General features: G+C 68.9%; 15 protein-coding genes and 1 tRNA gene. 5 read left to right on the forward strand and 11 right to left on the reverse strand.

Features of this window, described 5'->3' with window-relative positions:
• Positions 1–30: 30 nt before the first annotated feature.
• Positions 31–477: a hypothetical protein gene (locus ACZ5BU_RS26645; protein WP_465703149.1), complete on the forward strand. Its 447-nt coding sequence runs from the start codon at positions 31–33 to the stop codon at positions 475–477.
• On the opposite strand, the gene ilvA is transcribed toward ACZ5BU_RS26645, so the two are convergent.
• Complete coding sequence (gene ilvA, locus ACZ5BU_RS26650) at positions 470–1,741, reverse strand: threonine ammonia-lyase IlvA (protein WP_465703150.1); 1,272 nt, start codon at positions 1,739–1,741, stop codon at positions 470–472. The genes ACZ5BU_RS26645 and ilvA overlap by 8 nt on opposite strands.
• Before the next feature lie 233 nt (positions 1,742–1,974).
• Here ilvA and ACZ5BU_RS26655 point away from each other — a divergent pair, with 233 nt between their 5' ends.
• Entirely contained in the window at positions 1,975–2,841 is an 867-nt protein-coding gene (locus ACZ5BU_RS26655) for an HIRAN domain-containing protein (RefSeq protein ID WP_465703151.1), read from the forward strand.
• A 233-nt stretch (positions 2,842–3,074) separates the two neighbouring features.
• Here the strand turns inward: ACZ5BU_RS26655 and ACZ5BU_RS26660 are convergent, their stop codons facing one another.
• Positions 3,075–3,911 (reverse strand): NAD(P)H-binding protein, encoded by an 837-nt coding sequence (locus ACZ5BU_RS26660; RefSeq protein ID WP_465703152.1) that lies wholly within the window; start codon positions 3,909–3,911, stop codon positions 3,075–3,077.
• A gap of 75 nt (positions 3,912–3,986) precedes the next feature.
• On the opposite strand from ACZ5BU_RS26660, the gene ACZ5BU_RS26665 reads away from it, so the two are divergent.
• Positions 3,987–4,406 (forward strand): MarR family winged helix-turn-helix transcriptional regulator, encoded by a 420-nt coding sequence (locus tag ACZ5BU_RS26665; protein WP_465703153.1) that lies wholly within the window; start codon positions 3,987–3,989, stop codon positions 4,404–4,406.
• On the opposite strand, the gene ACZ5BU_RS26670 is transcribed toward ACZ5BU_RS26665, so the two are convergent.
• The 7 genes from ACZ5BU_RS26670 to ACZ5BU_RS26700 all read right to left on the reverse strand — a co-directional run bounded on the left by ACZ5BU_RS26670 (position 4,403) and on the right by ACZ5BU_RS26700 (position 14,235).
• Entirely contained in the window at positions 4,403–5,320 is a 918-nt protein-coding gene (locus ACZ5BU_RS26670; RefSeq protein ID WP_465703154.1) for a hypothetical protein, read from the reverse strand. The genes ACZ5BU_RS26665 and ACZ5BU_RS26670 overlap by 4 nt on opposite strands.
• 88 nt (positions 5,321–5,408) lie before the next feature.
• Positions 5,409–6,812 (reverse strand): FAD-binding oxidoreductase, encoded by a 1,404-nt coding sequence (locus ACZ5BU_RS26675; RefSeq protein ID WP_465703155.1) that lies wholly within the window; start codon positions 6,810–6,812, stop codon positions 5,409–5,411.
• A 113-nt stretch (positions 6,813–6,925) separates the two neighbouring features.
• The gene (locus tag ACZ5BU_RS26680) at positions 6,926–10,096 is read right to left on the reverse strand and encodes a BTAD domain-containing putative transcriptional regulator (protein WP_465703156.1); all 3,171 of its coding nucleotides are present in this window, start codon (positions 10,094–10,096) and stop codon (positions 6,926–6,928) included.
• Between the two features lie 61 nt (positions 10,097–10,157).
• On the reverse strand, positions 10,158–11,120 hold the full coding sequence (locus ACZ5BU_RS26685) for an acetylxylan esterase (protein WP_465703157.1): 963 nt from the start codon (positions 11,118–11,120) through the stop codon (positions 10,158–10,160).
• A 4-nt stretch (positions 11,121–11,124) separates the two neighbouring features.
• Positions 11,125–11,583, reverse strand: a complete 459-nt coding sequence (locus tag ACZ5BU_RS26690; protein WP_465703158.1) for a hypothetical protein — start codon at positions 11,581–11,583, stop codon at positions 11,125–11,127.
• Between the two features lie 34 nt (positions 11,584–11,617).
• A complete protein-coding gene (locus tag ACZ5BU_RS26695) occupies positions 11,618–12,598 on the reverse strand; it encodes a hypothetical protein (RefSeq protein WP_465703159.1) in 981 nt (326 codons plus the stop codon).
• A gap of 68 nt (positions 12,599–12,666) precedes the next feature.
• Positions 12,667–14,235, reverse strand: coding sequence for an LCP family protein (locus tag ACZ5BU_RS26700; protein WP_465703160.1), 1,569 nt, complete (start codon positions 14,233–14,235; stop codon positions 12,667–12,669).
• Between the two features lie 266 nt (positions 14,236–14,501).
• Here ACZ5BU_RS26700 and ACZ5BU_RS26705 point away from each other — a divergent pair.
• Positions 14,502–14,591: transfer RNA gene (locus ACZ5BU_RS26705), tRNA-Ser, on the forward strand.
• Positions 14,592–14,742: 151 nt separating this feature from the next.
• Here ACZ5BU_RS26705 and ACZ5BU_RS26710 read toward each other — a convergent pair.
• The gene (locus ACZ5BU_RS26710) at positions 14,743–15,597 is read right to left on the reverse strand and encodes an LLM class flavin-dependent oxidoreductase (RefSeq protein ID WP_465703161.1); all 855 of its coding nucleotides are present in this window, start codon (positions 15,595–15,597) and stop codon (positions 14,743–14,745) included.
• 153 nt (positions 15,598–15,750) lie between these two features.
• Between ACZ5BU_RS26710 and ACZ5BU_RS26715 the strand changes: the two genes are divergently transcribed.
• Entirely contained in the window at positions 15,751–16,401 is a 651-nt protein-coding gene (locus tag ACZ5BU_RS26715) for a phosphoribosyltransferase (RefSeq protein WP_465703162.1), read from the forward strand.
• Positions 16,402–16,457: 56 nt separating this feature from the next.
• Here the strand turns inward: ACZ5BU_RS26715 and ACZ5BU_RS26720 are convergent, their stop codons facing one another.
• Positions 16,458–18,335 (reverse strand): phosphoenolpyruvate carboxykinase (GTP), encoded by a 1,878-nt coding sequence (locus ACZ5BU_RS26720; RefSeq protein WP_465703163.1) that lies wholly within the window; start codon positions 18,333–18,335, stop codon positions 16,458–16,460.
• Between the last annotated feature and the right edge of the window lie 199 nt (positions 18,336–18,534).

Here is an 18,534-nt window from a genome sequence, read left to right on the forward strand (position 1 = left end):
TGGTTCTGACCATCGAGCTGAGGAGTAGCGATGAGCGGAATGACCATTGTCTGGATCGTCGTCGCCGTGGCCGTGCTGGTCATCGTGGTCGCACTTGTTGCCGGCATGGCCTCGCGCAGGTCGCAGCGCCGGCACCAGCAGGAGGCGTACGACCACGAGCAGCAGGCACGCGCCAACGCCGCACAGGCGGAGAAACAGCGCGCGATCGCCGACGAGGTGGACGCACGAGCACGCAAGGCGCAGGCGATCGCCGACGAGAAGACCGCGGAGGCGCACAGGCTTGCAGCCGGCGCGACCGAACGCCGCGACGCCGCCGACCAGGCCCGCGCCGTCTCCGAGGACCACCGTTCGCAGGCCCAGAACCTCTGGCCCGACGACGGCTCCCGCAACCGCGAGGGCCAGCCGGTCGACCCGCAATGGGACGACGGCACGCACCCCAACGACCCCGCCACCCAAAGCACTCGAAGCACTAGATGAGGTACCTGAACTCGGGGGAGTTCGGGTTGATGGGCTCGATGTCCAGCGGGGCGGCCTCCATCCGGGCGAGGAGTCCGGGGAGGTCGTCGCGAGTGCTGATCTCGATCCCGACGAGGGCGACGCCGGTTTCGCGGTTGTTGCGTTTCACGTACTCGAACAGGGTGATGTCGTCGTCCGGCCCGAGCGTCTCGTCGAGGAACGTGCGCAGTGCGCCGGGCTCCTGCGGGAACGTCACCAGGAAGTAGTGCTTCAGCCCTTCGTACACGAGCGATCGCTCGAGGATCTCGCCGTACCGGCTGACGTCGTTGTTTCCGCCGGACAGCAGGCAGACGACGGTCTCGCCGGGGCGTACGTCGAGACCGTTGCCCAGGGCGCTTGTCGACAAAGCGCCCGCGGGCTCGGCGATCAGCCCGTCGGTCTGGTACAGCGCGAGCATCTCCGAGCAGACAAGCCCTTCGGGTACGGACATCAGCTCGACACCGGCCTGCTGCACCAGCGGAAGCGTCACGTCACCGACCCGTCGTACGGCGGCACCGTCCACGAAACTGTCCAGGTGCGGCAACGTCACCGGAGCGCCCGCCTCGAACGCGGCCGCCATACTCGCGGCGCCACCCGGCTCGACGCCGACGATCCGTACGCCGGGATGCCGCTCCTTCATCCACGTTGCAACCCCTGCAACGAGACCGCCACCACCGACCGGCACCACGAGTACGTCGGGCGCGTGGCCGAGCTGCTCGACCAACTCGACGGCTACGGTCCCCTGTCCTGCAACGGTTCTCGGGTCGTCGAAGGCCGGCACCAGCGTCGCGCCGGTCGCCGAGCCTTCCGCGAGTGCTGCCGCGGCCGCGTCGTCGTACGTGTCGCCGGTGACGATCACCTTGATCTGCTTGCCGCCGAGTGCGGCGATCCGGTCCCGCTTCTGCCGCGGCGTCGTCCGCGGAACGAAAACCTTGCCCCGGACACCGAGGATGTGGCACGAATACGCCAGGCCCTGACCATGATTGCCTGCGCTGGCGCAGACGACGCCGGCCGCTTTCGCCGCGTCGTCGAGCTGGGCGATCAGGTTGTAGGCGCCGCGAAGCTTGTACGAGCGGCCGATCTGCAGGTCCTCACGCTTCAGCCAGACCTGGGCGCCGGTGCGCTCGGACAGGCGGAGGTTGCGCTGCAACGGAGTACGGACGGCGACGCCGTCCAAGCGCTTGATCGCGGCCTCGATCGCGCCGGCGTCAACCGTCGACCGAGCGACTGAACTGCTGCCCTGCATGGTGTTCCTTCCCGTGCATTTGCACGATCTTCGCCGATTCGCTCGCTGCCCAAGACGATCCGCGTCCAGAGTCCGGACCGCCGGATTCCTTTTGCGTTTCAGACTCTTGCACCATGCGTGAAACGGCCCTTCACTGGGGAGTCTAGTTTTCATACGCTCACTCGGTGTAACGACCAGGGTCCTGGTCGGGATGAGCCGGGTAAATGCCGGTCAGTGAGGACTGGAGGGCACAGATGGAACTGATTCCGTTCAGTCTGTGGGGCGACGCTTTGTGGTGCGGTCAGGAAGTCGTGCGGGAGACCCCGCACGAGCAGGCGATCCGTAGTCTGTTCCCTGACCCCATCCCGGCGCGCGGCGCAGATCTGGACACCGAGGCGGACCTCGTCCCGGAACCGCACAACCGTTTCGACCCGCGGTCGATCGCCGTCCGGGTGCAGGGCAAGGTTGTCGGCTATCTGCCGAGGGACGACGCGCACCGGTACCACCCGGTGTTGTCGGAACTGGTGGCGCAAGGCCTGCAACCGCAGGTGCCGTGCCACCTGTGGGTAAGTGAGTGGGAGCCGGCGGACTGGGAGGGCAAGGGCACCCAGGACACGCAGTTCCACGCCAGTGTCGCGGTGGCGCTCGGCCAGCCGCACATGCTGGTACCGGTGAATCTGCCCCCGCCAGGCAGTTATCACCTGCTACCGCCCGGCAGCGCGATCGTCGTACCGGGCAGCGAGGTCCATCCCGACGTACTGGCCCCGTTCTTCCGGGTGGAAGGCGAGTGCTGGGCGTACGCCACCATGCACGCGATCGAGGAGGAGGACGGTATTCAGGACCGGCACCGGATCGTGGTCGAGATCCGGCTGGACGACGAACCGGTCGGCCGGCTCAGCCCGCGGCTGAGCGCCGAGTTCCTGCCGGCCATCCACTACCTCGCCGACATACGTGCCGAGACCGCTGCCCGGGTGACCGTGCGCGGTGACCGTTCCGCATCGGAGGTGATCCTGTACGCGGCACGGAGTCACGACCTGCCGGCCACCTGGCCGGACGGCCTGGCCCGCTCCCCAGTTGCTTCCCCGCAATGGCACTACTGGGCGACCAAAGAGGCCAACTAGGGCGGCTGCGCAGTACTGACCATGCCTCACCAGGCCGGTACTGCGGAGCTACTTTTCCGGGTTGAACGGGCGCCGGGCAGCTTCCCTTGGAGAGCTGCCCGGCTGCGGGGTCCGAGCGCCCCGCACCGATGAGACGGTTGCGTTGGGCAATCATGACGTGCGTTTGTGAATCTCGAGGCTTCTTGTGGATAACTCGCCTGTGGACAGCTGCGGCGGGGCTGTGGATTGTGGATCTAATCTGTGGATAACTCCTCGTGCAGCAGGCCTGCGTTGGCGGCACACCACTGCGCGTACGTCTGTGGCTCCCGGCCGGTAACCCGCCGTACGATGTCTGTTCGCAGGCCGACCGTGTCCGCTCGCATCAGCTTCAGGCCTTCGACGATCGCGGCCGCCAGCTCCGGCGGAGCACCGTCGGGGTAGCGGAAGCGGACCGCTTCCTCCGGGGTTTCGATGGGCCGTACGTCGATGGTGCGGCCGAGTGCTGTGCCGAGGATCGCGACCTGTTCCGCGAGCGTGAACGCCTCGGGGCCGGTGATCGTGTACGCCTGCTTCTCATGGCCGTCCTCGATGAGCGCCGCCGCCGCGACCGCGGCGATGTCCGCTGGGTCGACCGGTGCTGCTCGGCCCGGGCCGATCGGGTCGAGGACGTAGCCGCCGGCGCGGATCGTCGGGAGCCAGTCGAACGTGTTCGTCATGAAGCCGGTCGGGCGGAGGAACGTTGCCGTGATCCCCGAGTTCTGGATGAGTTGTTCGCGCTCGTGGTGCCAGCGGCCCATCGCGGGGACCGGGTCGCCGAGCACGGCGTACGACGAGACGTACACGATCCGCTGCAACCCGTGGGCTGCCGCGACAACGTTTGCGGTGTGCGTGAGCCCGGTGCCGGGGACGAGCAGGAAGAGCTTGTCGATCCCGCGCAGGTCGAGCGGGCCGTCGAGGTCGCCGACGACCTGCTCGGCGGGCAGGTCCGGGCGTGGGGTGCGGACCAGGGCGCGGAACTCGGTGCCGCGCCGGTTGAGTTCGTCGACGAGGGCGCGACCGACGTGTCCGGTGGCGCCGGTGACCAGCAGCATGACAGACTCCTTTACCGGTTAACGATTTCGAAGAACGTTAACCGGTAAACGATCTGAGGGTCAAGGAGTGTGCCGGTGCCCGAGTTCCTGGAGCTGCACAGCAAGACGTCCAAGTTGCTGCGGACCGCCGCTGACAACGCAGTACAACGGCATGGTCTGCGGCTCGGGCAGGACCACCTGCTCGCGGCGTTGTGGGCGCAGGACGGGCGGACGCCGGGGGAGATCGCCGCCGCGGTGAACGTGACCACGCCGGCGGTCACCAAACTCGCCACCCGAATGGCCGAGTCCGGGCTCCTCGAACGCCGCCCGGACCCCCACGACAACCGCCTCGTCCGACTCTGGCTGACCCCAGCCGGCCGCGCCCTCCAGGCCCCGATCGAAGCCGAACGTCAGCAACTGGAGGACCGCATCACCGCGACTCTCACGAAGACCGAGCGGGCCCAGCTGATGAAGGCCCTGACCAAGATCCACCAGGCCCTGCTCGACGGCGCCTAGACCTCGCGTGCGCCGTTGCGGCCCGCCCCTGGCGGATCCATCCGGTAGGCCAGGCGCGGGTCCGTCGCCGCGCCGCCCGGTTGTCCGGAGCTGCCGGAGCTGACGGCCGGTGCGACGCCTGAGGACGCCGCGTTCCGCGCCGCGTGGCCGTCGAGAGCCGCCTGCATCGGTACGCCGGTCGATGCCGGCGGATACGCGAGGCTGCTCACTGCCTCGATACCTGCCCCGGCGATATCCGCACCGATCCTCTTGGTCTCGTCCATCGTCTGACGGATGTCCCGTGGCGGCACGCCCTCGTGTCCGCGGAGGTCGTCGTACGCAGCGTTCAGCCTGATGGCTTCATTCTCCATCGCCTGCTGGATGCTGGTGATCGCGTTCTCGTGGTGCTCGGGCGGCACCTGCGCCTGCGAGCTCCTGAACAGGGCGATCGCGGCCGTTCGCATCGGCGACATCTGCGGGCCCGCGCCGCGGGTGTTCGCCAGCACGTTGCGTGCCACATCCGCGGTGCGGAGGTGATCGCCGAGAGCCTCGGTGAAGCCTTCCGCCGCGGCCTGACGGAGCACGTCGTTGATATCTGCCGGTGCGGGCTCGCCGGAGGCACGCAGAGCCAGGATCGCGCGATCGGCGCGCGGGACGTTGCTCCGCGCGATCCTGTCGTCCACGTCCTGTACGGCCACCTGCCGGGCCAGCCCGCGAACGAGACCGACGTGCCGGAAGTCCCCGGCGTACGCGTCGGCCATCGCATCGCAGATCGTGGACCGCTGCTCGGCCACGTTCGTGGAGCTGCTGAACCGGCGGGTGTTGTCTATCATCGGCCGCCTGGTGTCCGCCCAGACCATCGCGGACATCCGGTCCCACCACTTGCCACGAGCAACCTCCGCCCGCTGCCGGCCCGATTTGATTCCGAAGACCACGTCCTGCTCCTTGCCGCCCGATGAACGAACCCCGATCGTACGACGGAGCAGGACGAACGCCCGCTTGACCCGAAGCTGGCCGCGAACGCTAGGCAGGTCGGATGTTCTGGTTGAGGTGGAACAGGTTCGTCGGGTCGTAGCTGTTCTTGACTGCCACGAGACGTTCGTAGGTTGCCGCCGGGTACGACGCCCGGACGATGTCCTCGTTCGTCTCACCGGTGAAGTTCACGTACGACGCCGCGCTCGGCCCGAGCGAACTCCCGGCCGAACGAGCCCACTCGACGACCCCGTCGTACCCGGCCGCGTCCTCGCTCCGGGCGACCACGTTCAAGATGTACTCGCGGTCACGGGTCCCGAACGCCGTGGCATCGGCCGGAACGCGTCCCATCGCACCACCGAGATGGTGGACGTGCACCTCGGACAGACCATTCGGTACTGCGGAGTGCGCGGCGACGAGCGCATCCACCGTGGCCGGCCCGAGGTCGCCGAAGAACGCCGACCGGAAGTAGTTCCGCAGGCCGCGCGGGAACAGCGGATCGAGCAGCGTCTGCATCGCGTTGTACGGCATCGGCCCGAACAGATCCGCGACGACCGGCGCGAGTTCGCGGAACGGCCGGGTCGCGGCCTCGCCGGCTTCCGCCGGTCCGGACCACATGCCGAGGACGGCGACGATCGGCTTGCCGTGCACGTCTTCGGGCAGGAACGGCAACGGCGGTGCGGTGGTGAGGTTGATTGCCAACGACAACTCGTCCGGCGCTGTGGCCGCCGCCGTACCGAAGCCACGCAGTACGTCGGCCGCCCGATCGCCGGGGTAGAAGACGAGGCCCGCGAACACCGTCGGACCGACGTCGTACGCCTTGAACTCGAACGAGGTGACGACACCGAAGTTGCCGCCGCCGCCCCGCAACGCCCACAGCAGCTCGGGATTCTCGTCCTCGCTGGTGTGCAGGTACCGGCCGTCCGCGGTGACGACATCGGCGCCGACGAGGTTGTCACAGGCGAGCCCGCACCGGCGGACCAGCCAGCCGATCCCGCCGCCGAGGGTGAAGCCGGCGACTCCGGTCGAGGACACCAGCCCACCGGTGACCGCCAGCCCGAAGGCCTGCGCCTCGGCGTCGACGTCCCCCCAGACACACCCGCCCTGCGCCACGATCCGGCGCCGGTCGGGGTCGATCCGGACCGCGTTCATCGGCGACAGATCGATCACCAGGCCGCCGTCGGTCGTCGAGAATCCGGGAATGCTGTGACCGCCGCCCCGGACCGCCAACGTCAACCCCTCGCTCCGGGCGAACTCCACGGCCCGGATGACGTCGGCGACCCCCTTGCACCGGACGATCAGCGCCGGCGACTTGTCGTGCGCGGCGTTCCAGATCGACCGCGCCTCGTCGTACGACGGGTCGGACGGGCGGATCAGCTCGCCACGAAGTCCTTCGGCGAGTTCACCGAGGGTGGCCTCCCCGAGCGTGTCCTGCCGCGCTTGCGTCGTTGTCATGTCCACTCCTGATTCGTCCCCGGTCCAGGACGTTTCCCGGACCCGCGAACGACATTAGGAACGACGTCTTCGCACTGACTTAGCGTGACTTAGCAGGTCGTGAGCAGCCTGCGTCAGGACGGGCGCGGCAGCGCGGCGGCGCGCGGCGTACCGATGCGGCAGCCCAGGCGGGCGAAGATCGCCGCTGCCGCCGGGCCGTGTTTGTGCAGCACCTCGGTGTCACCGTCCTCGACGGCCAGTTCCGCGGCGAGCAGCCGGGTCCACGCCTCGAGTCGCAGATATCCCTGCGGATGCAGGGCCTCGACGGCCTGTTCGACCAGCGTTCGTGCGGTACGGCGCTCGCCGGCGAACAACTCGACCACTGCCAGATTCAGCAGCGCACCGCCCGCGGCGGGCGCATCATCGACCGCCTGGCCGCGATCGAGGGCCGCGCGGGTGAGCCGCCGTCCGGCTTCGGGGTCGCCGGCCGCTGCGGCGAGCAGGCCGAGGTTGGCGAGCGCCAGGCTCTCACCGCGGCGGTCTCCCAGTTCGCGGCGGATCCGGAGCGCGTCCCGCAGATGCCTCTCGGCCGGATCGAACAGTCCTTGGTCGCGTTCGATGCAGCCGAGATGGTTGAGGGCATGGCCGAGTCCGGCCGCGTCCTCGATTCCGGTGAAGGTGTCGACGGAGCGTCGTACGGCATCGTGCGCGGCGTCCAGATTCCTCGTCAGCCGGTGGGCGTCGGCCAGCGCCGACAAGGCGTAGCCGGCGCCCTGGACGGCGCCGACCCGTCGACCGAGCAGGAAGGTTTCCTCGAACACCGGGACCCACCAGCCGTCCACCGGTGCGAGCGGCAGGCACATCGTGACGGCGGGGAAGAACCGCAGCGTGGTGGTGTCGATCAGCTCCAGCCGCCGCAGGCATTCTGCGAAGCGGGGCAGTGCGAGTTCGGCGTCTTCGCGGAACAGTGCGGTCATCGCGGCCAATCCTTGCGCGGCCGCGCCGAGGGGCTCTGCACCCAGAGAATCGGCCTGCGCGAGCGCGTCCACGGCAGTTTGCTCGACCTCGTCGAGATCACCGCTCCCGAGCAGTAGCGTGCCGCGCAGTACCCGGGTCGTGACGAGCTCGACTGCGTCGCCGGACTGCTCGGCCACCGCGACCGCCTCGTCGCCGAGACCGGGAAGCCGGTCGGCCAGGCCGCTCCGGGCGAGCAGAATCGCCAGCGCGAAGATGGCCCGCACTCGCTCGCGCGACGGTTCGACCGCCACCTCGAGGACACGCGCGAGCCAGCCCGCCCCCTCGGAGAAGTGACCTCGTGCCAGCCAGTACGGCGACAGGCTGAGCCCTAGGAGCAAGGCCCGCTCGTGGTCGTGGCCGAGTGCCCAGCCGAGTGCGGCGCGGAGGTTGTCGTGGTCGGCGTCGAGCAGCTGGGGACGTTCGACCACGACACCGGCGCGCTCGGGATCCTCGTCGGCCGCCAGCTCCAGGAAATGCCTGCAGTGCGCGGCCTCCATCGGCGCAGCCTCGCGCGCGGCGGCCAGACGTTCGTGCGCGAACTGCCGAATGGTCTCCAGGAGCCGGTACCGGGAACGCGGCCCGTCGTGGTCGACCAGCAGCAGCGACTTGTCGACCAGGCGGCCGAGGACGTCCAGAACCTCAGGAATCCGGTCGTCCGCACACACCTGCTCGGCGGACCGCAGCGAGAAGCTGCCGGAGAACACCGCGAGCCGGCGCAACAGCACCTGCTCGTCGTCCGACAGCAACGCATGGCTCCATTCGAGCGTCGCCCGAAGGGTCGCATGCCGGGTGACCTCACCGGGGCGGCCGAGCAGCGACAGCGCCGCACCGAGACGTACGGCGATCTCCGCGGCCTCGAGATGCGACGCGCGTGCGGCGGCCAGCTCCAGGGCGAGCGGGATGCCGTCGAGACAACGACAGATCTCCACGACGGCGGTGGCGTTTCCGGCGTCGAGAGCGAAGCCGGGCCGGACGTCCTGGGCCCGATCGACGAACAGCCGTACCGACGACAGCGTGCCGAGACGATCCAGTTCCCGCGCGTCCGACGGCTCAGGAAGTTCGAGTGAGGGCACCCGCAACGTCACCTCGCCGGGAGCGTGCAGGGGTTCGCGGCTGGTCGCGAGAAGGCTGACGCCGGGGCAGCTCCGCCGTATCGCGCTGGCCAGACCGGCGCAGGCGGCGAGCAGGTGCTCGCAGTTGTCGAGCACGAGCAGGAGATTCCGTGGCGCCAAGCGGGTGATCAGGGTGCGGGTCGAGTCCGAACCTGCTGCGGGGTCGAGGCCGAGGGCGGCCGCGACGCTGTCGGCGACGAGTTGCGGATCCGCTACCGGCACGAGGTCGGCGATCCAGACACCATCGGCGTACGAGTCGACCAGTCGGCGCGCCGCCTCCTCGGCCAAACGGGTCTTGCCGGCGCCTCCGACCCCGGTCAGTGTGACCAGCCGGCCTTGCTTCAGCAGTCGATGGACATCGGCGATCTCGCGTTCGCGGCCGACGAAGCTCGTCAACGCCGGCGCGAGATTGTGCCGGGTCTGCGCTCCGACGGTGACGGTTCCGGTCAGCAACTCTTGGTACAGGCGTTGGGTTTCCGGGTCGGGATCGGTGCCGTACGCGGTCCGCAGGTCGGTTCGCAGCCGTTCGTACTGCGCCAACGCCTCCGACGATCGCCCCATCGCCGCATGTCGTCGCATCAGGCTTCGGACGCCATGCTCATGCAGCGGATCGATGGCGAGCGCCTGCGTCAGGGCATCGACCGCCTCCGCCTCCTGCCCATCCGCGGCGGCCGCGTCCGCGAAGTCGACGAGAAGTTCGCCGAAGGTCGCCCGGAGTTCCTCCCGCGGGCGGACGGCCCAGTCCTCGAACCTGTCCTCGGGCAGGAGATCGCCCGCGTACGCAGCGACCGCGGCGCGGAGGTCGGACAGGTCACCGCTGGTCCGGCCGGCTGCCGCCAGCCGTTCGAACGTCCGTACGTCGACCTCGACGAGCCCGTCCGCGAGCAGTACAACGAAGTCGTCACGCAGTTCCAGCAATCCGTTGCTCGGTTCGTCGCCCGCGAGCGCTCTCCTGGCCACGTGCAGCGCCTGGTGGAGGTTGTTCACCGCGGAGGTCGAAGCCCGGTCCGGCCACAGCGTCTCGAGCAGCACGTCCCGGTGCAGCCGCTGCTCACGAGTCAACGCGAGCAACTTGACCACCGTCCGCGCCTTCCGCAACCGCCACACCGCCGCATCGACGGACCGCCCGCCGCGATCGACAGCAAAACCACCGAGCAGCCGAATGCGCACGTTCACCCCTCCTCCCACGATCGTAGGACCCACCATTGACGAGGACGGGCGAATGAGCCGCGCGGCGCTACTCCTGGAGCTTCGCGCCGATGAGTTGGTAGATGTCGTCGTGGGCGCCGGGGAGGTCGTCGTGGCCGAAGTCGGGGTAGGTGCGTAGTTCCTTGACCGACTGGAGTTTGTTGTAGGCGGCGAACTGGGTGGACGGCGGGCAGATCTGGTCTTCGAGGCCGGTGAAGAGAGTCACCTCGGCCTGGATCCTGGGGGCCAGGTGCTGGACGTCGATGTAGCCGAGGGTGTTGAAGACCTCGTCCTGGCGGAGGTGGCGGGGATCGCGTTTGCGGAACCAGGTGACGATCTCGTCGTACGGCGCGGTCTCCAGGTTCAGGTCCCACGTCCGCTGGTAGTCGCAGAGGAACGGGTAGACGCTCGCGGTGTACTTGATCGTCGGCGTCAGGGCAGCGGCGACCAGCGACAGACCGCCGCCTTGGCTCCAGCCGGTCGTCGCGATTCGGGCCGCGTCCACTTCGGGCAGCGCGCTGATGATGTCGGCCAGCCGCCGCGTGTCCAGGAAGACGTGCTTGTACAGCAGGCCGTCGGGCCCGTCGTCGAGGCCGTGGACCAGGTGGTTGTGCAACGAGAAGCTGTTCGGCGACTGCGACGGCGTACGGAACCCGACCTGCTCACGGACGTCGAGCGCCGCGACCGTGAACCCGCGGGCCGCGTACGGCAGCAGCTCGACCCACTTCGGCTGCTCGCCGCCGTACCCGTGGAACAGCAGGACCGCCGGACCCGTCGGCTCGGCCGGGCGGATCACCTTCGCGTGTACGCGGTACCCGCCGGTGCCGTCGAAGTACAGGTGCTGGGCGGTTGCCGTCGTCAGCGGGAAGGTGGCGTCGACGAACTCCGCGTTCGGCTCCACCTCGTCCAGCGACAGCAGCGCCTTGTCCCAGAACGCGTCGAAGTCCGCGGGCCGCGGGTTCGTGCCCTGGTAGGTCAGGAGTTCGTCGTACGACAGCTCGAAGGAAAGCACCGCATCATTCTGCGCCGTCGTCGTCCTCCGGGGCAGTCCCGTCCCAGATCGTGTACCCGTGCGCCGCGTTCAGCTTGTCCCGCAGCGCGGTCTCCAGCGTCGCGACCTGCTTCGGTACGAGCCACGAGACCGGCAGCAGGATCGGCTGGTCGGGCTGCTTGGTGCGCAGCACGATCGCCTCGCCGTGGGTGGTGTCGACCCGGCCGGCCTCGGTGATGTCGGTCCACGCCGTACGGACGCCGCGGACGTCGATCTCCTTGTCCCGCAGCTGGGCGACCTTCGGCGGCCGGGCCAGGATCCACAGCCCGGCGAGCGTGATCAGCCCGCCGAGCGTGACGAACACCGACACCGCGACGGACGGCAGGCCGAACGCCCAGAGCAGGGCGGCCACCCCGAGAATGATCAGCCCGGCGGCCAGGATCCCGAGGAATCGTCCCGCCCGCATCCGGTACGTCGTCCGCATCGCCACAGGATCTCATCCACCCGGGCCGGGCGGCTCAGAAGGCTTCCGTCTCGGACGACGGCGCGTTGCCGAGCGGGGACTTGGTCAGCGTGACCGTCCACGCGTACGAGCCGTCGAAGATGTCGTCGAACTTCTGGTAGGCGCAGTTCTCGGTGAACCGGTGGTTCCTCGCGTCCCAGTTCGTCCCGGACTTGAAGTAGACCCAGTAGTCCTGGTTGCGGACCCCGTTCAGGGTCGCGGTCTTGTTCGCGCGTACGTAGATCGAGGCCTCCGGCTTGCGCGGGTTGCTGGTGGTGACGACGACCACCACGTCGTTACCGGAGTTGACGATCTTGAGCGATCCCGGACCACGGCCGCCGGACCGCTGGAACACGTCGCCGTTCTCGCCGCGGCCGCCGATCACGGCCGGGGCCGCGGGCTTCGCCGGCACCGACAGCGCGCCGAACTTCACGCCCTTGCCGATCGACGTCTGCACGCTCTGCGCAAGCCCGGCGTACGCGGTCCGGATGCCGGACTTCGCCTCGTACAGCCGGACGTCGGGCGTCTTCGGGATGCCGCAACTGGTCCGGGTGTCGCCGGCCTTGGTCAGCTCGGTCGCCACGTCACCGGCGTACGCGTCGAAGGCGTCGAGTACCTCGGGATGCGCCGTCACCAGACCGCTCGGCGGCGTGATCTTGGCGAGCTCGTTCCGCTCGATGACGACCGCGGCGGCCAGCTGCTTGCGGCTCGCGTCGAACGCCGCGACCGTACCGGCGTTCATCACGCGGGCGACGTTCGGCTTCAGGACCTTCTCGACGTTCGTCAGCGCCCGCTGGTACATCGGCACCGACAGCGCGACCGCGGTCGGCGTCGGCTTGGGAGCCGGAGCTGTCGATGTAGGCGTGGACGACGACGGAGTGCTGCTGGTCGTCGTACCGACGGCCGACGGCGTGCCACCACTTTCCGGTTTACTGCTGCTGCAACCCGCAACGGCCAAGAGCGAAACCCCGACCACAACCGCCAACGAACGCCTCACGTCACCCCCAGGTGTGACCAATTTTCACTTTGGTCCAATTCTCCCCTGGGGAGGGGTTCAGGCCCTACTCAGTTTCCGGTACCGGTCTCGTTCGGGTTGTAGGCGCAGGCGTCGGCCAGGTTCTGCGCCTCGCCCGGCGTGGCGGTCTTCGTCGGCGTCGGCTTCTTCGTCGTGGAGGTGCCGGTCGTCGGCTTCTTGGTCGGCTTCGCCGTCGTCGTCGCGGGGTTCAGCGCCTTCTGGATGATCTGCTGCATCGCCGTGTAGTCCGGGTTCTTGCCGGTCGGGAAGTTCTTGTTCTTGTCCAGGTCGATGTTCGTGACCTTGGCGCTCTTCACCTTCAGCGCGAGCGAGATGAACGCCGACAGCAGCTCCTGCGGGATGTCGGTACGCAGCAGTTCCTTACCAGCCTTGGCGATCTGCTGGTAGCTGGTCACCAGGGTCGCGGGGTTCGCGCTGTTCACCAGCGCGTGGATCGTGCAGCGCTGCCGCTCCTGCCGCGACGGGTCGCTCAGGCCGTACCGGCCGCGGGCGAACCAGAGCGCGTGGTACCCGTCGAGCTTCTGGTTCGGGCCGGGCTCGATGTAGCCGCTCGGCAACTTGTGCCCGTTCGTACCAGGGCCCTCGCCGTAGTCGCCGCCGATCGGGACCCGGTAGTTGACGTTCACGGTGATCCCACCGAGCGCGTCGATGATCTGCTTGAAGCCGGCCAGGTTGACCTGCATGTAGTAGTCGATGTCCAGGCCGAGCGCCGCGCTCGCGGCCAGCTTCACCGCGTCCGCGCCCTCGTTGTCGGTCTGGCCGAGGATGCCCGGGTGCTGCTTCGGGATGTTGTCGTACATCGCGTCGAGGTAGTACTCCGGCTGCTCGACGTTGCCCTTGCTCGGGTCCCAGAAGCCGTCCGGGTACGCCTTGTGCAGCGGCGAGTCCTCCGGGAACGGCATCCGCATCCAGTTCCGGCTGAGCGAGATCAGCGCGGTGTTACCGGTCTTGGTGTCGATGCTCGCCACGATCACCGTGTCGGTCCGGACACCGGTCCGGCCGATGCCGTCGTCGGCGCCGAGCAGCAGCAGGTTCAGCCGCGGGATCTTCGCCCACGGGTCCGACTTGTTCACGTTCGGCCGGGTCGCGGACTTCGAGTTGCCCTCGGACTGGAACACGCTGCCGACCAGGTCGCGCTGCGCCATCACCGTCTGCGCCGCGACGGTCGTCGGTACGGCGATCGCGAAGCACAGCAACCCGACGAACATCGAGCCCGCCAGCCGTCCCGTGTACGTCATGCTGACCGGGCGGAGCAGCTTGTGCGACGCCACCACGACCCAGATCCAGCAGACGCCCAGTACGACGACGGCGCCGGTCGCGATCAGCAGCTGCCGCGGCGACACCGCGAGCGCCAGCACCGAGTCGCGCTGCGTCAGACCGACGTACGCGGCGAGCAGCAACAGGCCGATGCTGATCGTCAGGACGAACGCGCCGAGCTTCTTCCGGCCGCCCATCAGCAGGCCCGAACCGGGCACCAGGGCACTGACCAGCGTGAGCCCGATCGCCTTCGACGCCGTACGGGCGCGATGCGTACGAGCCCGGGCCCGAACGGCCCGCGGCGCTGACCTGCGACCGGCTGCCCGAGTACTCCGCGACATGGCTCCGTTTCCCTGATCGACGACGTCACAACCTATCCGTCGGCCGCTGCCAGGCAGCCCACGGTACTTCAGACGCCCACGACACCGAGTTGGTTGACGTGAAGCTGGCGACCCCCGTCGATGCCCGCCAGCGTACAGGTGCTCTGGGCTACCACCACAACGTGCCTTCTCAGCAACCGAGCGTGTCCGCCGCCCCGTTTTGCTCGTGGGCCGGTCGAGCAGATAGTCTTGGTCGTCGTCGTGTCCCCCGTGTGGGGACCGTCGGAGGAGGCGTCGCCTAGTCCGGTCGATGGCGCCCGCCTGCTAAGCGGGTTGAGGGTAAACCCCTCTCGCGAGTTCAAATCTCGCCGCCTCCGCTCTGGGAGTTCTATGCCTGCAAAAAGCGCAGGCATAGAGCTCCGGCTGTTTTCTGGGGGTGCAACCCCCAGACCCCGCCCGGCGGGGCTCCGCCCCCCGGACCCCCCGCGGGTTTCCGCGGGCGGCGGGCACCGTGCCGGCTGAGGGCGGTTACCTGGCCTCGGCTATGCGTTCTACGGTGCGTGGGGTCATGGGGTCGGGGGAGATGATCAGGTGGTCCACGCCTAGGTTTTCGTAGGCTGTGATGGCTTTGGGGAGTTCGGCTACTGGGATCGCGTTGGGGTTCGGGTCGGTGGACGGCTGGTCGGGGTCGCGGACGAGGATGCCTACGGTGCGGGTCATCGTGTCGGCCGGGCGGTTTGCGGTGACGAGAGCCTGGCGGAGGGTTTCCAGGCGCTCCTCGACCGTCAGGTTCGGGGTGCCGTACCAGGCGGTGTTCCAGGCGTCGGCCCACCGAGCCGTCAGCTTCATCATCCGGGGCCGGCGGCCGGCGACCAGAATCGGGATCCGGTGGAGTGGGGCCGGGTCGAGGTTGGCGTCCCGGACCGAGTAATAGGTGCCGTCGTACGTGACGGTCTCGCCCTGGATCAGGCGGGCGACGATTTCGAGCCATTCGGCGAATCGACCCACCCGGTGGTCCGTGGGGAGGCCGAAGGCTTCGTACTCGGGATCGTGCCAGCCGGCGCCCACGCCCAGGGTCAGGCGGCCGCCAGAGACCTCGTCGAGGGTCGCGGCCATCTTGGCGGTCAGGCCCGGGTCCCGGAACGAGGCGCACAGCACCATGTTGCCCAGCTCGACGCGTTCGGTGACGGCCGCGACCGCGGTGAGCAGAGTCCAGCTGTCGTGCATCCCGAAGACCTTCCCCTCCGCGTCCCGGTAGAGGAAGTGGTCCGCGATCCAGACGGAGTCGAGGCCGCCCTGTTCGGCCGCCTCGGCGACCGCTCGGACGTCCTTCCATCCCGGCGTCCCGCCGCCCGGACCGTCGCCGGCGCCGAGCGGAAGCATCACTCCGACCTTCACGCCCACGGGCCGACACCCCCGATCTTGTCGACGGCGATGTGGGTGATGTAGCCGGGCGGCCAGAGTGCGTTCGACTCAAGTACAGCTCGGGCGCTGTCAGGGATTCGCATGCGGTCAACGTACGTGGATCATGGGCGTATGAGGAGGCCGTACCCGGATCGGGCGGCCGCGGGGCGCGCGCTGGCCGAAGAGCTCGGCCCGGTCGCCGGATCCGTTCTGGTACTCGGGCTGGCGCGCGGCGGCGTACCCGTCGCGGGCCCGGTCGCGGCCGCCCTCGACGCGGAACTCGACGTACTGATCGTCCGCAAGCTCGGCCTGCCGTGGCAGCCGGAGCTGGCGATGGGCGCGATCGCCGGCGTCGGCGAGGACCTGCACGTCGTCCGCAACGAGCCGGTCGCGGCGGGGGTCGACCCGGAGCGGTTGGAAGCGGTACGCCGGTACGAGGAGGGCGAGCTGCGCCGCCGCGAGCGCGCGTACCGGGGCGACCGGCCGCCGATCGACGTACGGGACCGCGTCGTCGTCCTGGTCGACGACGGTCTCGCGACCGGTACGACGATGCGCGCCGCCGTGGAGGCGGTACGGCGGCAACACCCCGCGCGGGTGATGGTCGCCGTACCCGTCGGCGGACCGGACAGTTACCGGAAGCTGTCCGCGGACCAGGTGGTGTGCGCGTGGTTCCCGCAGTACTTCACCGCGGTCGGCCAGGCGTACCGCGACTTCTCGGAGGTCACCGACGACGAGGTTCGCCAGGTGCTCGCGGAAAGTACAGCGCGGCGCCCCGGGAGGTGATCCAGGGCGCCGCGATGCGTCCGGCCGCCGGCTTCCGACTCGGCGGCCGGTGCTCGTCAGCCCAGCCGGGCCTTCAGGTTGTCCAGCTCGACCTTGAGCGAAGCCGGGACGGTGTCGCCGAGCTTGTCGAACCACTCCTCGATCAGCGGCAGCTCGGCCCGCCACTCGTCGGCGTCGACGTTCAGCGCGATCTCCAGGTCGTGGTCGGTCAGCTCCAGACCGGCGACATCCAGGGCGCCTGCGGCCGGGACCCGGCCGATCGGCGTCTCGACCGCATCGGCCTGGCCCTCGATCCGCCCGATGACCCACTTCAGTACGCGGCTGTTCTCACCGAAGCCCGGCCAGACGAACTTGCCGGCCTCGTCCTTGCGGAACCAGTTCACGTAGAAGATCTTCGGCAGTTGCGCCGCGTTGTGCTGCTTGCCGACGGTCAGCCAGTGGTCGAAGTACTGCCCTGCGTCGTACCCGAGGAACGGCAGCATCGCCATCGGGTCGCGCCGCACGACGCCGACCTGGCCGACCGCGGCCGCGGTGGTCTCGGACGACAGCGTCGCGCCCATGAACACCCCGTGCGCCCAGTCGCGCGACTCGGTGACCAGCGGGACCGTGGTGGCGCGGCGGCCGCCGAAGATGATCGCGGAGATCGGTACTCCGTTCGGGTCGTCGTACTCGTCGGCGATGATCGGGCACTGCTTGATCGGCGTGCAGAACCGGCTGTTCGGGTGGCTCGACAGCTCACCGTTGTCCGGCGTCCACTCGCGGCCCTTCCAGTCGGTCAGGTGGTCCGGCGGGGTCGGCGAGTAGCCCTCCCACCAGACGTCACCGTCGTCGGTCAGCGCGACGTTGGTGAAGACCGAGTTGCCCTTCTCGATCGTGCGCATCGCGTTCGGGTTGGTCTTCCAGCCGGTGCCGGGGGCAACACCGAACAGCCCGAACTCCGGGTTCACGGCGTACAGGCGGCCGTCCTTGCCGAACCGCATCCAGGCGATGTCGTCGCCGAGCGTCTCGACCTCCCAGCCCTCCAGTGTCGGGTCGAGCATCGCCAGGTTGGTCTTGCCGCAGGCGCTCGGGAACGCGGCCGCGACGTAGTGCACCTTCTTCTCCGGCGAGATCAGCTTCAGGATCAGCATGTGCTCGGCGAGCCAGCCCTCGTCACGAGCCATCGCGGACGCGATCCGCAGCGAGTAGCACTTCTTGCCGAGCAACGAGTTGCCGCCGTACCCGGAGCCGTACGACCAGATCGCCCGCTCCTCGGGGAACTGCACGATGTACTTCTCGTCGTTGCACGGCCACGGCACGTCTGCCTGACCCGGCTCGAGCGGCGCGCCGACCGAGTGCAGGCAGGGGACGTACGGGGCGTCCGTGCCCATCTTCTCCAGCACCTCGGCGCCGGAGCGGCACATGATCCGCATCGACGCGACGACGTACGCCGAATCGGTGATCTCGACGCCGAACATCGGCTTCTCCGCCGTCAGCGGACCCATGCAGAACGGGACGACGTACATCGTCCGGCCGCGCATCGCGCCGCGGTACAGCCCGGTCAGCGTCGCCTTCATCTCGGTCGGGTCGACCCAGTTGTTGGTCGGGCCGGCGTCGGCTTCGACGGCGGAGCAGATGAACGTACGCTGCTCGACCCGGGCGACGTCGGACGGGTCGGTGCGGACCCAGAACGAGTTCGGCTTCTTCTCGTCGTTCAGCCGGACCATGGTGCCGGCCGCGATCAGGCCGTCGGTGAGCTGCGCGTACTCCGCGTCCGATCCGTCCACCCAGTGGATCCGGTCCGGCTGGGTCAGGGCGGCGACCTCGGCCACCCAGGCCAGCAGCCCGGCGTGCTGCGTGGGGGCGCCGGTCAGGTCGTACGCCTGCTCGAGGGGGTTCTCGGTGTCGGCTCGGTGGTCGGCTTTGGTACGGGTCGGATTGGCGATCGTCGTCATTCGCGGCTCATTCCCTCTCGGCTGCCGAGGTCCGGCGACGTTCGGCCCCTCGACGCTGAAAGGCGGCTACGGCGTCCGGCCGCCGGGGTCTCCGACGGTTCGGTGCAGCTGGCTGGCGGTGTGATCTGTCGCATACCAGTCGATCCAGTGGATACATACCAGTGTGCAAGTGGTACTACGGTACGCGACGCACCCGGGG

The sequence above is a fragment of the Kribbella sp. NPDC031520 genome (genome assembly GCF_055580825.1).

Coding starts and splice junctions, on each gene's coding strand:
- ACZ5BU_RS26645 (WP_465703149.1), top strand. CDS start 31: ATGAGCGGAATGACCATTGTCTGGATCGTCGTCGCCGTGGCCGTGCTG.
- ilvA (WP_465703150.1), bottom strand. CDS start 1,741: ATGCAGGGCAGCAGTTCAGTCGCTCGGTCGACGGTTGACGCCGGCGCG.
- ACZ5BU_RS26655 (WP_465703151.1), top strand. CDS start 1,975: ATGGAACTGATTCCGTTCAGTCTGTGGGGCGACGCTTTGTGGTGCGGT.
- ACZ5BU_RS26660 (WP_465703152.1), bottom strand. CDS start 3,911: ATGCTGCTGGTCACCGGCGCCACCGGACACGTCGGTCGCGCCCTCGTC.
- ACZ5BU_RS26675 (WP_465703155.1), bottom strand. CDS start 6,812: ATGACAACGACGCAAGCGCGGCAGGACACGCTCGGGGAGGCCACCCTC.
- ACZ5BU_RS26690 (WP_465703158.1), bottom strand. CDS start 11,583: ATGCGGACGACGTACCGGATGCGGGCGGGACGATTCCTCGGGATCCTG.
- ACZ5BU_RS26700 (WP_465703160.1), bottom strand. CDS start 14,235: ATGTCGCGGAGTACTCGGGCAGCCGGTCGCAGGTCAGCGCCGCGGGCC.
- ACZ5BU_RS26710 (WP_465703161.1), bottom strand. CDS start 15,597: ATGCTTCCGCTCGGCGCCGGCGACGGTCCGGGCGGCGGGACGCCGGGA.
- ACZ5BU_RS26715 (WP_465703162.1), top strand. CDS start 15,751: ATGAGGAGGCCGTACCCGGATCGGGCGGCCGCGGGGCGCGCGCTGGCC.
- ACZ5BU_RS26720 (WP_465703163.1), bottom strand. CDS start 18,335: ATGACGACGATCGCCAATCCGACCCGTACCAAAGCCGACCACCGAGCC.